Source organism: Rhodanobacter sp. UC4438_H5, from assembly GCF_052978405.1.
Genome location: NZ_CM129672.1, coordinates 3,464,898 through 3,479,885, shown reverse-complemented (window position 1 = coordinate 3,479,885; position 14,988 = coordinate 3,464,898). Strand labels below are relative to the sequence as shown.

Sequence of the window (14,988 nt, the reverse complement as noted above, 5' to 3'; positions counted from 1 at the left end):
CCGCTCAACCGCCGCTCAGCACGCGCACGCGCGCGCCGTCGACCAGCAGCAACTGGCCATCGGTGACCACCCGCTCGCCACCGTCCAGACCCTTGCTGACCACCACGCGGTCGGCCGTGCCACTGCCGATCGTGACCATCCGCTGGTGCACCACGCCGCCCGCATCAACCACGAACACGAAGCTGCCGCGCGGCGAGTTCTGCAGCGCCACCGCGGGTACCGTCACCACGTGGGTCAGCCGCGTGGTGGGCAGGGTGATCTCGACGAACTGGCCGGGCGTGAGCTCATCGTCCTCATTCGCATAGCGGGCCTTGAGCTGGATCGTGCCGGTGCTGGCGTCCACCGCGTTGTCGATGAAGTCCAGCGTGGCCTGCATCGACGCGGCCTTGCCCGGCAAGCGCACGATCACCGGCACCGCACCACGGGCATGCGCGGCCTTGAGCCCGGCCAGTTCGGCTTCGGGCACGGCGAAACGGATGTGGATCGGCTGCACCTGATTGAGCACCACCAGATCGGTGCTGTTGGCGCTGACCTGCGCGCCGGGATACACCAGCGGCGCACCGGCGATGCCGTCGAACGGCGCGCGGATCGTGGCATAGCCCAGTTGCGTGCGCGCCAGTTCCACCGCCGCCTGGTCGGCCTTCATCGCTGCGGCATACAGGCCGGCGTTGGCCTTGGCCTCGTCGTAGGCCGATTTGGCCACATAGCCGTCCTTGAGCAGCGGGCCGTAGCGTTTCAGCAGGGCCTGTGCGTTGGCGTACTGCGCCTGGTCGCGGGCCAGGTTGCCCTTCGCCTCGTCCAGCTGCGACTGCAGCAGGCTGGGGTCGAGGCGGATGATGGTGTCGCCCTTGGCGACATGGCCGCCGGGCTTGAACGAGAGCGCCTGCAACTGGCCGCTGACGCGCGACTGCACGGTCACCGTGGACCATGCCTGCGCGCTGCCGATCACCTTCAACGAGAGATCGATGTCGCCGCGCTGCGCCGTGGCGACCCTGACCGGCACGGCCTGGGCGGGTGGGGTTGCCTGCGCGCTCGCCGCGCCATCACGCCCGCGCCAGAACTGCTGCGCCCCGAAACCGGCGAGCAGCAGCGCAGCTGCCGTCAACAGCAGTTTCCCGGATTTGTTCTGCGGCATGCTCGCTCCGGCCACGCCGGGTCAACCGGCGCGTGGGCGACACGCGGCTTGACCACGACATTCAATGCTTTTGCCCGGCCGTGGGGGCCAGGGGCCCACCCGGTACCGGCGACGCTCCATTCTGCGCCCGCGCGCCGGCAACCCGTGCAGGACCGATGGCACATGACATCGCGCGGATCAGTCGGAGGCGCCCGGGTTCTCGCCCGCATCCAGCGCCTGCAGGTTTTCCTTGATCCGGTTGAGCACGCCCAGCGCGTGTTCGAGTTCGGCGTACTCGATGCCCGCGGTGGCATCCTTGCGCAGGTCGCGCGCGATCAGCTCCATGTCGCCGATGACGACGCGTGCGCGGTCGGTGACGTAGAGTCGCCAGGCGCGGCGGTCGCGCGGATCGGCGCGGCGCTCGACGAAGCCCGCGGCCTGCAGCCGGTCGATCACCCGGCCCACCGCGATCGGCTCCATCTCCAGCGATTCGGCCAGTTCGGTCTGGCGCAGGCCCTCGCGGTGGTACAACATCTTGGTGGCGCGCCACTGCACGCGGGTCAGCCCGAATCTCACCGCGCGCCGATCGAAATGCTTGCGAAACAGCAAGGTCACGTCGTTGAGCAGATACCCGAAGGATAGGTCTTCCGTTTTCGCCATGATGCGCTGCCCCCGGCCGCCCGAAACCTGAGGCCAGCATAAGCCGCCCGCCTCCTGCAAAGCCATGCCCCTGGACATCGTCATTGCCGACATCACCACGCTGCACGTGGATGCCATCGTCAACGCCGCCAATGCCAGCCTGCTCGGCGGCGGTGGCGTCGACGGCGCGATCCACCGCGCCGCCGGTCCCGCGCTGCTGCAGGCCTGCCGGCAGCTTCCGTCGGTGCGTCCGGGCGTGCGCTGTCCGACTGGCGAGGCGCGCATCACGCCGGGCTTCGCGTTGCCGGCGGCACACGTGATCCACACCGTCGGCCCGGTGTGGCAGGGCGGCACGCAAGGTGAGGCGCGACTGCTGGCAAGTTGCCACGCCAACGCGATGCGGCTGCTGCGCGAGCACGGTTTGCGCACGATCGCGTTCCCGGCAATCAGCTGTGGCGTGTACGGCTATCCGGTGGCGCAGGCGGCCGCGGTGGCGCTGGCCAGCCTGCGCGACGAACTCGCCCGCGACGATCGCGTCAGCATCACCGTATGCTGCTTCAGCAACAGCGTGGCCGACATCTTCCGGCGTGTGCGCGACGCCACGCCGGACGACGGCACACCCTTCAACGCAGCTTGAACGGATACAGCGGCGGCAACGCGTCGTCCGAGTGATCGCCCGTGCCAGTCTGGCGCCAGGCGAAACCCCGCTTGAACGCCTCCGCCGGTGCCGTGCCGCCGACGTCGCCCGCCGCCGTACCGGCGGCGTAGCGACGACGCTGCAAGTCGTCGATCACCGCGCGCTGTGCCGCATCGTCCAGGGCAGCGGACAACTCGCCCGGATGCTGGACGTGCGGTCGCTCGGCGCGCGCCCAGGCCATCAGGCAGTGCAGTTGTCGTGCGGCGTCGGTGCCGCGCGCGGCGCTGATGAACTCCTGTCGCGCCCGGCGCGCGCTGTCCGGCACAACCGCGGGCGCCGGGGAAGCTTTGGGCATGGCGCGCCGCCGACGCTGCCACCACCAGGCCAGCACGCTGAGCAACCACAGCGCGAGACTGGCCAGCGCGATCCAGCGCCATGGCATGGCACCGGCGGGCGCGAGCATGGGCACGGGTGCGGTCGTGGCGGGCGCAGTCGTCGCCGCCGGGACCGCGCCTGCAGGTGATGCCGTGCTGCCGCCGATCGCCGGCAGCACCTCGATGCTGCGCGCGGGGATCTGTGCCACCTCCAGCCGGTCGGTGAGCACGTTCCACCAGGTCACCGTGGTCGCCGGGATCGTCAGCGGGCCGGGGCGCTCGGGCACGATGGCGAACGCCTGCTCGCGCTCGCCCACGGTCCACTGCCCGGCGACGTGGTTGCGGCTGACCGGCTTGTCCGGATAGACCGTGGCGCCGTCCAGCGGCGGCAGGCTCAGGCTCGGCAGCGCGTCGTCGGACAAGCCGGTGGCGCGCAACGTCATGGTGAGGTTGAGCGGCTGCCCCACGCGCACCGGCTGCTGCGCGTCCGGCCAGCCGTCGATCGTCAGGCTCAACGCCCGCGCCGGCAACCACGCCTTGTTGCCCCAATCCGCAGGCGCCGCCTGCACATCGATCGCCACCGGCGCGGCGCTGGCCGAGACGTTGTTGGTGGCGCCGAAGAAGCTGCCCGGGTCGTACGGGTCAACCGCACTGCCCTGGAAACTCGCTGCAGGGATTTCCAGCCGGCCGGCCTGCTGCGGGATCAGCGCATAGCGCCGTTCCAGCACGTGGTAGCTGCGGCCGCCGCGTTGCGTGTCGTAGCCGATGTCCTTGCCCAGCGGCTGCAGCGTCGCCCCATGGACATCGGGCATGTCGATCGAGCCGCCGCTGAGGTTGCCCGCGTAGAACAGCTTCACCACATAGCTGAACTGCTCGCCGACATAGCCGCGCTGTGGCTCCACCGTCGCCTCCATGAACACGTCGCGATTCGGCGCGGCACCCGCCACGGGCCCCTGCGCGTCGACCTGCAGCGACAGCGGCGCCGTGCGTTCGCCGGCGACCTGCAGCGACGGGATCTGCAAGCTGCCGGCGCGAAGAGGCCGCAGCGCGATGCCGAAGGTGAGGCTGGACGTCGCCTTGCCGTTCTCGACCGACAGGCTGCTGTTCTGCGAGGTGCCGAGGATGCTGAAATCCTGTTGCAGCGCCTGCAGGTCGGGCATCGCGGCGGACGCGGCGGCGCCCTCGACGCGGATATTGAGCGTGACCGTGTCGCCCAGTTGCACGTGATCGCGATCCAGCGTCGCGCTCACCTGCGCCGCGTGCGCGACCGGCAGCAGCATCAGCGCGAACAGGCACAAGACGATGATGCGTGCGTGACTCATGGCTGGTCGTCCTCCTGAGCGCCGCCACCGTGGCGCTCGCGATATTCCAGTTCGAACTTGCGCCGCAGCAGGCCGCCGGGGTCGTCCTGCACGCGCTGCAGCGCGTGGCGCAGGTCGGCCGGCAGCTTCGACTGCGGATCATCCCGGTCCAGCGTGCCGAGCTGGTGCGTGGCCGGCGACTTCGCGTCCGCGGACTGGCCGGCGGCCAGCGCCTGGTCCATCTGCTGCTTCAAGGCGCGCTGCGCCTGCTCGGCCTGCGCCTTCTGCTCGGCGCGCTCCCGCGCACTGCGTGGCGCGGGCTGATCGTGCGTGCCGGCGTCGCCGGGTCGCTGCGAACCGTTCGACGACTTGTCCTGTTCCCCCGCACCGGAAGGCGGCTGGCTCTTGTCGGATTTGCCCTGCCCCGACTCGTCCTGCTCCGATTTGTTCCCACCCGATTTTTCCTGGCCTGATTTCTCCTGGCCCGACTTGTCGTCACCCGACTTGTCCTGCTCGGACTTGTTCTGGCCCGCGCTGTCCGGCGAGGATTTTTGCTGCTTCGACCGCCGTTTCAGCCACTCTTCCACGGCTTGGCGGTTGGCCTTGGCGTCGGCATTGGCCGGATCGAGTTGCAGCGCCTGGTCGTAGGCCTCGATCGCCTGTCGATACTGCTGCGCTTTCGCCAGCGCATTGCCGCGGTTGTAGGCGGCATCGCTGCCGGGGGCGTGCTGCAGCGCGTCCGCCGCCGCGGCATAGTCGCCGGCGCGGTAAGCCGCCACGCCGCGCCAGGCGGGATCGCGGGCGAGTTGCTGCGCCTGCACGGCATGGCCGTCGCGCAGCGCCTGCACGGCCTGCTGGTCGGGGCGTTGCCACAGGTCCTGCCAGGTGCCGGCCTGCGCCGTGCGCGGCAGCAGCGGCAGGCTGACCAGCAGCACGAGCATGATCCAGCCGCGGCGAAACGCCGTGGCGGCCACCAGCAGCAGCGGCAGCAACAGCCACGGCCCGCGATCCTGCCACTGCGCACCGTGCTGGCCGCTGGCCTGGGCGGCGCCGCTGCTGCGCAGTTGCGCGTGCAGGGCGTCGATGTCGCCGTGGTCGGCGCTCATCGCCACGTAGACGCCGCCGCCTGCGCGCGCCAGCGCGTCAAGCGCGGCGGCGTCGCGTGCGGCCAGCACCATGCGGTCCTGCGCGTCGTGCAGGAAGCCGCCCTCGGGCAGCGGGACCGGGCCGCCGTGGACGCTGCCCACGCCGAGCACCGAGACGCGCACGCCGGCGGCGAGCGCCTTGCGCGCGGCCGCGTCGGCGGCGGTATCCGCCTGGTCGGTGATCAGCACCAGCGTGCCGCCGTCGGCATTCGCCTGCTGGACCAGACGCACGCCGCGGTCGATCGCCGCGGCCGCGTCGTTGCCGTCCACCGGCATGGTGTCGGGCGCCATCGCGTCGAGCAGATCGTCGAGGCTGTGGGCATCGGAGGTCAGCGGCGCGACGACGAAGGCCTCGCCAGCGTAGCCGATCAGCGCGTTCAGGCCGGCACGGTTGGCCGCCAGCAGCTCGTGCGCCTTGAGCCGTGCGCGATCGAGCCGGCTCGGCGCCACGTCGCGCGCCAGCATGTGCCGCGACAGCGAGATCGCCAGCACCTGCGCCGGACGGTTGGCGTACAGCGCCTGCTCGACGCGGTTCCAGGTCGGCCCGGCCAGCGCCAGCGTGGCCAGCAGCCAGGCCAGCGCGAACAGCCACAGCGGCAACTGGCGCCGGCGCGGCTGTCCGCGCAGCAGCCGTGGCAGCAAAGCCGGGTCGACCAGTCGCGACAGGATCAGCTGGCCGCTGTCGCGCCGCCAGCACGGAAGCGCCAGCAGCGGCAGGCCGAGGAGTGCCAGCAACCACCAGGGGTGCAGGAAATGGAACTGTTGCAGCAGCTCGCTCATGCCGCCTGCTCCCGCACACGCAGCCGGGTGGGCACGATCGCCAGCAGCAGCAACACCAGCGCAGCCAGCAGCGGCCAGCGGAACAGTTCGTGGCGCGGCCGCAACGCCGGCCCCTGCCGCGGCATCGGCTCCAGCGCGTTGATGGTGCGGTAGGCGTCGGCCAGCTCGCTGCTGTCGGTGGCACGGAAGAAGCGCCCGCCGGTTTCGGCGGTGATCGCCTTGAGCATGTCGGCGTCGAGGTCGGCCGAGGGGTTGACCATCTGCAGGCCGAAGAATCCCGGCACCTGCATCGCGGTGGCGCCGATGCCGATGGCGTAGATCCGCACGCCCGCGGCCTTGGCGGCACGCGCCGCCTCGCGCGGAGCGATGCCGCCGGCGTTGTTGACGCCGTCGGTGAGCAACACCAGGACGCGCGCTGCCTCCGGCAGGCCCGCCAATCGCTTCACCGCCACGGCGATGGCGTCGCCGATCGCGGTCTGGTCGCCCGCCAGGCCCACCGCTGCGGTCTGCAGCTGCGCGCGCACGGCCGAGAGGTCGTAGGTCAGCGGCGTGACCAGATAGGCCTGGCTGCCGAACAGGATCAGGCCCATTTCGTCGCCGCGGCGCCGGCTGATGAAGTCGCTGGCGATCGCCTCCACCGCGCCGAAGCGGCTGACCGGTTGGCCGGCCAGCTGCATGTCCGGCGTGCGCATGCTGCCGGAGAGATCCACCGCCATCATCATCGCCCGCCCGCTGCGCTGCTGCGCCTGCGGCGGACCCAGCCACTGCGGCCGCGCCGCGGCGGCGAGCAAGCACAACCAGGCCAGCCCGAGCAGCCACGGCGCGGCACCGTGGTTGCGCCGATCAGCCACCGAATCCAGCTTCACGCCCGGCTGTGGCAGATGCAGCGCGACGCCCGGGGCGGCCGCACGCCACCACCAGCGCAGCAACCACGGCAACGGCAACAGCAGTACGGCCCAGGGCCAGGCGAATTCAGGCATCGGCTGGCTCCGAGGAGGGCTTCTTCCGCTTCCATGTGGACGGCTTTACGGCCAAACGCAGCCACCGCCGTGCGGCCTCGACGAGATCGTTCTCGTCGCCGCTGCGGGGTGGCTGGTAGATGAGCTGCTCCAGCCGATGCAGGCTGTCCTGCGTGGCCGCGTCCACCGGCACCCGCGCCAGGACGTGCCGCCAGGCATCGCCACGCAGATGCACCGCGGCGGCGTCCTGTTCACGGGCGACGCGCCGCAAGAGTTGATGCAGGCCGCCGAGCAGGGCCGCGCGATCGCCGTCCTCGCGGTGCCGCCGGACAAGGTTCTCCAGCTCGCCAAGAATGCGCCGCTGCCGTTGCCGCACGCGGCAGCGGCGTTGCCAAACCCACGCGAGGCCCGCAAACACCAGCAGCGCGAGCACGGCAAGCAGCCACCAGCCGGGTGCGGGCGGCCACCACGAGGGTTCGGCCGGCAGGTGGATGTCGCGCAGTACCGGCCCCGGCGCAGCGGCCGTCGGCGGCGTCGCCGCCGCGATCATCGCGGCGACCTCTTGCGACCGATCAGGCCCGCCACGGCATCGAGCGGATCGGCCGCGGTATCGATGGTGGCGTGGCGCAGACCCAGCGAGCCGGCCAACTCACTCAGCCGTCGGGCGCCTGCACCCAATGCCTGGCGAAAATCTGCACGCTGATGCGCCGACTGCAGCCGCACCTCGCGACGCTCGCCTGCATGCTCCAGCGGATAGCGCCCCGGCGGCGCGAGCTCCAGCTCCAGCGCATCCGCCGTGACCAGCACGGCCACGCCCGCGTGCCGGGTCAGTTCAATCAGTCGCTGGCGCGCGGCGGCGTCGCAACTGAAGCCGTCGCTGAGCAGCAGGACGCGGCTCGCACTCCGCGCCACGTGTGCCGCGCGTGTCAGCGCATCGGAGAGCGGCTGTTGTTGGTCGGCGCGATCCGCCGCGTGCCATCGCGCCAGCGCACCGCATACGGCGAGTGCACCATGCGCACCGGCTTGCGGCGCCAACCACTGGTCGACGCCGCCGAAGCCCAGCATCGCCACGCGCTCGCCGGCACGGGTGGCAAACCACGCGGCCAGTGCCGCCGCGCGGGCCGCCTGCACCGACTTGAAACGCACCCGCGTGCCGAAATGCATGCTGGCATGGGTATCGAGCAGGATCAGCAGACAGCCTTCTCGATCCTCCTGGAACAGCTTCGTGTGCAGCTTGCCGCTGCGTGCGGTGAGTCGCCAGTCGAGTCGGCGCACATCGTCGCCGGCCTGGTAGACGCGCGACTCGGCGTAATCCATGCCGCGGCCGTACAGACGGCTGGACTGCTGGCCGTGGCGGGCGGCGCGCGTGCTCAGCGGCGCCATGCGCACAGAGCCGACGCGCGCACGCAACGCGATCAGCTCGGCCAGCGACACCTCGCTTGCGCCATTGCCATCCGCGACTTGTGACGCCAGGACACTCACGGCAGCGGCACGAGATCCAGCAGGCGCGCCACCACCTGGTCGGGAGTGACGCCTTCGGCCTGCGCTTCGTAGCTGAGCAGCACCCGATGGCGCAGCACCTCATGGACGATTGCATGCACGTCCTCGGGCAACACGTAGGCGCGGCCGGCCAGCCAGGCCTGCGCCCGCGAACAGCGATCCAGCGCGATGGTGGCGCGCGGGCTCCCGCCCCAGGCGATCCAGCGCTTCAATTCCGCGCCATAACGGCCGGCGTCGCGCGTCGCCAGCACCAGCTGCGCGAGGTACTCCTCCAGCGCCGGCGCCATGTGCACGGCCATCGCCGCATCGCGCGCGGCAAACACCTCGTGCTGGCTGAGCAGCGCGCGTGGGGGCGCGGCCGGGTGGGCGCGCCGGCTGGCCTGCTCGCGCGCCAGCTTGAGGATCGCCAGCTCTGCCGCGGCATCGGGATAGCCGATCGTCACGTGCATCAGGAACCGGTCGAGCTGGGCCTCCGGCAGGCTGAAGGTGCCCTCCTGCTCGATGGGGTTCTGCGTGGCCATCACCATGAACAGCTCGGGCAGTTTCCAGGTGCTGCGGCCCACGGTGATCTGCTGCTCGGCCATCGCCTCGAGCAGGGCCGACTGCACCTTGGCCGGCGCGCGGTTGATCTCGTCGGCCAGGATGATGTTGTGGAACAGCGGCCCGCGCTCGAACTCGAAACTGCCCGACTGCGGCCGGAACACGTCGGTGCCGGTGAGGTCGGCCGGCAGCAGGTCGGGGGTGAATTGCACGCGGTGGAAATCCGCCTCGATCCGCGCCGCCAGCGCCTTCACCGCGGTGGTTTTGGCCAGGCCGGGCGCGCCTTCGACCAGCAGGTGGCCGTCGGCCAGCAGCGCCACCAGCAGGCAATCGATGAGTTTCGGCTGGCCGATGATGCAATCCGCCAGCTCCTCGCGCAGGCGGGCGAACGATTGCTGCAGCGCGCCGAGAGGCGGGTTTTCGGGCATGTCCATGGGCAGTTCCAGTTACGGGGCAAGGCCTGCGGCATCCTTGGAGAGCGGACGCGTCGGCGTGCTTCAGACCATCATCGGCACGGGAAGTTTAATGTGACGTGCGCCGGCGGCCGGCGCGCACGAAAAAGGGCGGCCGAAGCCGCCCCTTTTCTTCGCCGCTGCGTGGCGGCTTACTGCAAGGTGTCGCTGAGGATGCGCGGCGTCACGAAGATCAGCAGCTCCGCCTTGGTGGTGCTGCGCTTGGTGTTGCGGAACAGCGCGCCGAGACCGGGGATGTCGCCCAGCCCGGGCACCTTGGACACGGTGTTGCTCTTGTTGACCTCGTAGATGCCGCCGAGCACCACGGTCTGGCCGTTGTCGACCAGCGCCGAGGTATTCACCTCGCGCGTGTCGATCTGCGGCACCTGGCCGTTCGGCGTGTTGAGGAAGCCGGCCAGCGCATCCTTCTTCACGTTGATCGCCAGGTAGACGCGGTTGTCGGCGGTGATCGTCGGGGTCACCTTCAGCTCCAGCACGGCGTCCTTGAACTGCACCGAGGCGGTCGGTGCGCCACCGGTGCCGGAGCCCTGGTTCTGGTAGGTGACATAGCCGACTTCCTGGCCCTGGCGGATCACGGCCTCCTGCTGGTTGGCGGTGATCACGCGCGGGCTGGAGATCACCTCGCCACGGCCTTCGGATTGCGCTGCGGAGAGCTCCAGGTCGATCGCGTAGTTGGCGCCGAGGATGGCGAAGCCCAGCGTGCTGCCGCCGTTCACCGGCATGTTCACGTTGAAGCCGCCGGGCAAGGTCACCGCACCCGGATGCGGCGGAGCACCCTGGCTGCCGTTGGCCACCCAGTCGGTGACTGCGTTGTTGTAGTTGACGATGTTGTTGTGCACGCCGGTGCCGTACTTCAGCGCGCCATCGCCGGTCGGTGCGGTGGTGATGATGTTGTTGTTGTTGGTCTGGTTGCCGGACACGCCCCACTTCACGCCCAGCTCGCGGGTGAAGTCGTCGGTGGCCACCACGATGCGCGATTCGATCAGCACCTGCTGCACCGGCTTGTCCAGCACGGCGATCAGCTCACGCAACTGCTTGATCTTCTCCGGCGTGTCGTTGAGCAGCAGGGTGTTGGTGCGCTGGTCGAACGAGACGCTGCCGCGCGGCGAGAGGAAGCCGCGCTGGGTGTTGGAGCCGCCGCCACCGCCGCCCTGCATGCTGCCGGTGGTCAGCAGCTTGGCGATGTCGGAGGCCTTGCCGTAGCTGATCGGCACGTAGTCGGTGACCAGTTCGGCGGTGTCCTGTGCCTTCAGCTTGGCATCGGCCAGGTCTTGCTCGTACTTGGCCAGCTCGGCCTGCGGCGCGACCCAGATGACGTTGCCGTTGCGGCGCTTGTCCAGGCTCTTGGCGCGCAGGATCACGTCCAGCGCCTGATCCCACGGCACGTTGACCAGGCGCAGGGTGACGCTGCCGCCGACGCTGTCGGAGGCGACCAGGTTGAGCCCGGAGATATCGGCGATCAGCTGCAACGCCGAGCGCACCGGGATGTCCTGGAAGTTGAAGGTGACGCGCTTGCCGTTGTAATTGGGCTGCGCGTCCAGCTTGGCCAGGCGCTCATCCTTGGCGGCGGCCTTCTTCGGTGCCACCTCGACCACGTACTGGTCGGGGGTCTGGTAGGCCGAGGTCTCGACCGTCCCCTTGGTGTCGATCTCGATGCGCGCGCCGCCGCCGTTGCCGACGCGGCTGGTGATCGACTGCACCGGGGTGGCGAAGTCCAGCGTATCCAGGCGCTGCGCGAGGTTGGCCGGCAGGTTGGCGTGATCGATGGTGACCACCACCTTGTCGCCCTGACGGGTCATTTCCGGCTGCGCGCCGCTGCCGCTGAAGCTGACCAGCACGCGGCCCTCGCCGTTCGGGCCGCGACGGAAGTCGATGTTGGAGATCGCCGGGCCATCGGAGGACGACGGCAGCCGCTTGGTCGGGTCGATCGTGGAGGCGGTGGTGACCGCCTGGTCGGCGGTGCCGTTGTTGATCGTCAGCACCAGGCTGTTGCCATCGACGCTGGCGCGGTAGCTCGACGCGCGCATCAGCTCGACCACCACGCGGGTGCGCCCACCGGCAGACACTGCCGAGACGCCGGAGGTCGAACCCTTGCCGATGTCCATGTGCCGCCCGGCGGCATTGGTCGTATCGGGCAGGTCGACCGCGATGCGCGGCGGATTGTCCGTGGTGAAGATCTTCGGCTCCGGCACCGGGCCGTCGCCGAAGTTCAGGTGCAGCTGGACGCTGCCGCCTGGCAAGGCGTCGTAGCTGATGTTCTTCAGCGTGGTGGTGGCCGCGATGGCGGCACTGGCCCAGGTGGCACCGACGATCAGCAGGCCCATCAGGAAGTAACGGCTCGCATGGCGCATGACTCGGCCCCGCACGGATTGGAATTGGTTGGTCATTGCATCTGCCCCTGTGTACCTATTGCTCGCCGAGTGCGACGCTGGCGGGACGTTCCATCCAGCCACCATTGCCGTTGGATACCAACTCGACCAGATCGACATGGTCTTCGCTGATGGCGGTGATGTGTCCGTAGTTCTGTCCCATGTATTCCCCCACATGGACGCGATGGATGACACCACCCGGGTCCTTGATCAGGACCTCCATCTTCGGACCGACACCGACCGTACCGACCATCTTGAGGCTGTCGAGGGCGAACATCTCCAGCGGCTCCTTGGCCCGGTTGGCGTCCGGCCGCGGTCCGCTGGTCGCGTTGTCGTTCTGCAGTTCGGCCGTGCTGGGGCTGAACGGATCACGCTTGTCCTGGTCTTCGTACTTGAACGTCTCGAAGGTCTTGATCACGGGCAGCGGCGGAATCGGCGCACCCTTCTTGGCCTTCTCCTGCGCGACCCAGGTGCGCAGGTCGGACATGCCGCGGGTGCAACCGGCCAGAACCAGCACAGCCAGCAGGATCAGCAGCAGCCGCGTCACGCCGGCGGACTTGCGGGCAATCGACTTGTTCATCATTTCTTCGCCCCCGCCTTGGTTGCCGCGGCAGCGCTTTCGTCGTCATCGAGATAACGGTAGGTCTTGACCGTGCCCTCCAGCACCAGTTGTCCGGTGCCAGCGGTGCCCGCCTTGGTCGGCGCCTTCGGCGTCAGCGAGACGTCGTGCATGGTGAGGATGACCACTCGCGGCAGCGAAGCCACGCCGCTGATGAAGGTGCCGAACTGATGGTAGGTGCCGGTGAACTTCAAGGCGATCGGTCTCTCCGCGTAGAAGTCCTTGGGCGTTTCCGCGCCAGGCACGAACAGGTCACTCTCCAGCCCCGCGGCCTGCGCGGTCTGCGAGATGTCGATCAGCAACTCGGGCATCTCGGTCTTGCTGGGCAGTTGGCGCAGCAACTGGCGCAGCATGTCCTGCATCTCGTTGAGCTGCTGCTCCAGCGCCTCGAGATTGACCGACTTGGCCTGCTTGGTGGAGAACTCCTGCTTGAGGCTGTTCTCCTTGGTGGCCAGCGTGTCGAGACTGTCCTGCTGGTCGCTGACGATGAAGTACCAGCCCACCAGCAGCACCACCGCGAGGACCAGCACGGTGAAGAAGATCTTGACCGACTGCGGCCAGCCGCCGACGTTGTTCTTGTCGAGGTTTTGCAGATCGCTGAAGAAACTCATGATCCGGCACCTCCCTTGGCAGCGGCGGCAGGGGTGGGCGTGACTTCCGGCGTTGACCTGGCCGTGGCGGAGGTCGCGCTGGCCGGCGGCGCGTTGAGCGCTGCAGGTACGGCCGGCGTGGCCGTGGAGGTAGTCGGTTCCACCTGCGCCTTGGTCGGGTCGACCTCGTCGGTCTTGGGCCGGCTCAGCGTCACGTTGAGGCCGAACTGGTAGGGCATGCGGGTCGCATCATGGGTGTTTTCGGTCTTGCGCAGGTCCGCATGGCCCATCCACGGCGAGGACTCGATGTTGCGCATGTACTCGGCGACGCTGGCGTTGGACTGCGCCACGCCGTCGAGCGACATCGACTGGCCGCTCTGCTTGAGCGCGGTCAGCCGCGCACTGGTCGGGATGGTTTTCACCAGTTCGTCGAACAGGTGCACCATCTGCGAGCGATCGGCCTGCAACTGCTCGATGATCTGCTTGCGCGCCAGCAGGTGCTCGCGCACTTTTTCCAGGTCCTTGATCTTGGCGATGCGCACGTCCAGCTGCTTGATTTCGGTCTGCAGGTAGGCGTTGCGGTCGTTCTGGTTGTCGATGCGCTGGTCCATCCAGAAGATCCACAGCAGCAGCAGCAGCACGGCGGCCACGAAAGCGGCGGCCAGCTGCATGTAGAACTCGCGTTCGCGCTGCTTGCGCCGCTCCGCGCGCCACGGAAGTAGGTTGACGTGTGCCATCAGTCGAAGCTCCTCAGGGCGAGGCCGACCGCGATCATCAGGGCCGGGGCATCCTGCGCCAGCGCCTGGGCCTGCACCCGCGGCGACAACGACATGCGGGCCAGCGGGTTGGCGACCACGCAAGGCACGCCGAGCTGCTCTTCCAGCATCGGGCCCAGTCCCTCGATCGAGGCGCAGCCGCCGGCCAGCACCACCTGGTCGACCTTGCTGTATTCGCTGCCGGCGAAGAAGAACTGCAGCAGGCGGCTGATCTGCTGGATCAGCGACTCCTTGAACGGCTCCAGCGCCTCGGTCTCGTAGGACTCCGGCAGGCCGCCCTTGCGCTTGGCGCGGCCAGCCTCCTCGTAGGAGAGCCCGAAGCGGCGCATGATCTCGTCGGTGAGCTGCTTGCCGCCGAACACCTGTTCGCGCGAATAGATGGTGCGCTGGTTGCGCAGCACGGAAAGCGTGGTCATGGTCGCGCCGATGTCGACCACCGCCACCAGGGCGTCGCGGCCGACGTTGAGCTGGTCGGCGACCATCGCGAAGGCGTTCTCCATCGCGAAGGCCTCCACGTCGATGACGCCGGCAGTGAGGCCGCCCAGATCCAACGCCGCCACGCGCATGTCGACGTTCTCGGTGCGCGAGGCCGCCAGCAGCACGTTGTTCATGTCCGGGTTGTCGCGTACCGGGCCGATCACCTCGAAATCGAGGCTGACCTCGTCGATCGGATACGGGATGTACTGATTGGCCTCGACCTGGATCTGGCCCTCGAGGTCATCGTCGGATAGCTCGCTGGTCATCGGGATGATCCGCGTGATCACCGCCGACCCGGCCACCGCGGCGGCGGCGTGCTTGAGCTTGGAACCCGAGCGGGCCAGGGCGCGGCGGATCGCGTCGCCCACCGCCTCGACCTCGACGATGTTCTTCTCGACCACCGCATTGGGCGGGAGCGGTTCCACCGCGTAGTGCTCCACGCGATAGCGCCCGCCCGCCTGACTCAGCTGCAGCAGCTTGACGGCGGTCGAACTGATGTCGACGCCGATCAGCGCCGGCTTCTTCGGTGTAAAGAGCCCCACGGTGTGTCCCCCTTGCCGCTGACGCCCTGACCAGAGTTCTGGCGGGATGCGCAGTGGCATTAAATCTAAAAATTAACGCAATGGCAACGGTCTACAGGAACTTTCTCAAGTAATTGGCGTGATGTCCACCACATTTGCAGAGCTTGCCCGGCT

At 69.0% G+C, this 14,988-nt stretch carries 14 protein-coding genes; 1 reads left to right on the top strand and 13 read right to left on the bottom strand.

The window, feature by feature from the left end:
• Positions 1-4 precede the first annotated feature (4 nt).
• Together ACVCL9_RS15875 and ACVCL9_RS15870 are read right to left on the bottom strand one after the other, a co-directional pair.
• Positions 5-1,135, bottom strand: a complete 1,131-nt coding sequence (locus ACVCL9_RS15875) for an efflux RND transporter periplasmic adaptor subunit (RefSeq protein WP_447097411.1) — start codon at positions 1,133-1,135, stop codon at positions 5-7.
• A gap of 177 nt (positions 1,136-1,312) precedes the next feature.
• A complete protein-coding gene (locus ACVCL9_RS15870; protein ID WP_395116007.1) occupies positions 1,313-1,774 on the bottom strand; it encodes a MarR family winged helix-turn-helix transcriptional regulator in 462 nt (153 codons plus the stop codon).
• 64 nt (positions 1,775-1,838) lie between these two features.
• On the opposite strand from ACVCL9_RS15870, the gene ACVCL9_RS15865 reads away from it, so the two are divergent.
• Positions 1,839-2,390, top strand: a complete 552-nt coding sequence (locus ACVCL9_RS15865; RefSeq protein ID WP_395116005.1) for an O-acetyl-ADP-ribose deacetylase — start codon at positions 1,839-1,841, stop codon at positions 2,388-2,390.
• Here ACVCL9_RS15865 and ACVCL9_RS15860 read toward each other — a convergent pair.
• The 11 genes from ACVCL9_RS15860 to ACVCL9_RS15810 form a co-directional block, all read right to left on the bottom strand.
• Positions 2,377-4,086, bottom strand: a complete 1,710-nt coding sequence (locus ACVCL9_RS15860) for a BatD family protein (RefSeq protein ID WP_447097412.1) — start codon at positions 4,084-4,086, stop codon at positions 2,377-2,379. The genes ACVCL9_RS15865 and ACVCL9_RS15860 overlap by 14 nt on opposite strands.
• Positions 4,083-5,990: a tetratricopeptide repeat protein gene (locus ACVCL9_RS15855; RefSeq protein ID WP_447097413.1), complete on the bottom strand. Its 1,908-nt coding sequence runs from the start codon at positions 5,988-5,990 to the stop codon at positions 4,083-4,085. Before ACVCL9_RS15855 ends, ACVCL9_RS15860 begins: the two co-directional genes overlap by 4 nt.
• Complete coding sequence (locus ACVCL9_RS15850; RefSeq protein ID WP_447097414.1) at positions 5,987-6,970, bottom strand: VWA domain-containing protein; 984 nt, start codon at positions 6,968-6,970, stop codon at positions 5,987-5,989. Before ACVCL9_RS15850 ends, ACVCL9_RS15855 begins: the two co-directional genes overlap by 4 nt.
• Positions 6,963-7,499 carry a DUF4381 domain-containing protein gene (locus tag ACVCL9_RS15845; protein WP_395121205.1) on the bottom strand — a complete coding sequence of 179 codons (537 nt, stop codon included), beginning with the start codon at positions 7,497-7,499 and terminating at the stop codon, positions 6,963-6,965. Before ACVCL9_RS15845 ends, ACVCL9_RS15850 begins: the two co-directional genes overlap by 8 nt.
• On the bottom strand, positions 7,496-8,431 hold the full coding sequence (locus ACVCL9_RS15840; protein ID WP_447097415.1) for a DUF58 domain-containing protein: 936 nt from the start codon (positions 8,429-8,431) through the stop codon (positions 7,496-7,498). The genes ACVCL9_RS15845 and ACVCL9_RS15840 overlap by 4 nt, the downstream gene beginning before the upstream one ends.
• Positions 8,428-9,423, bottom strand: coding sequence for an AAA family ATPase (locus ACVCL9_RS15835; protein WP_447097416.1), 996 nt, complete (start codon positions 9,421-9,423; stop codon positions 8,428-8,430). The genes ACVCL9_RS15840 and ACVCL9_RS15835 overlap by 4 nt, the downstream gene beginning before the upstream one ends.
• Positions 9,424-9,593: 170 nt before the next feature.
• Positions 9,594-11,813, bottom strand: a complete 2,220-nt coding sequence (gene pilQ / locus ACVCL9_RS15830) for a type IV pilus secretin PilQ (RefSeq protein WP_447097417.1) — start codon at positions 11,811-11,813, stop codon at positions 9,594-9,596.
• Between the two features lie 55 nt (positions 11,814-11,868).
• Positions 11,869-12,411, bottom strand: coding sequence for a pilus assembly protein PilP (locus tag ACVCL9_RS15825; RefSeq protein ID WP_395121197.1), 543 nt, complete (start codon positions 12,409-12,411; stop codon positions 11,869-11,871).
• Complete coding sequence (pilO, locus tag ACVCL9_RS15820) at positions 12,411-13,061, bottom strand: type IV pilus inner membrane component PilO (RefSeq protein WP_395121195.1); 651 nt, start codon at positions 13,059-13,061, stop codon at positions 12,411-12,413. The genes ACVCL9_RS15825 and pilO overlap by 1 nt, the downstream gene beginning before the upstream one ends.
• A complete protein-coding gene (locus ACVCL9_RS15815) occupies positions 13,058-13,777 on the bottom strand; it encodes a PilN domain-containing protein (protein WP_395121193.1) in 720 nt (239 codons plus the stop codon). The genes pilO and ACVCL9_RS15815 overlap by 4 nt, the downstream gene beginning before the upstream one ends.
• Positions 13,777-14,835: a pilus assembly protein PilM gene (locus ACVCL9_RS15810; protein ID WP_395121191.1), complete on the bottom strand. Its 1,059-nt coding sequence runs from the start codon at positions 14,833-14,835 to the stop codon at positions 13,777-13,779. The genes ACVCL9_RS15815 and ACVCL9_RS15810 overlap by 1 nt, the downstream gene beginning before the upstream one ends.
• Positions 14,836-14,988 lie beyond the last annotated feature (153 nt).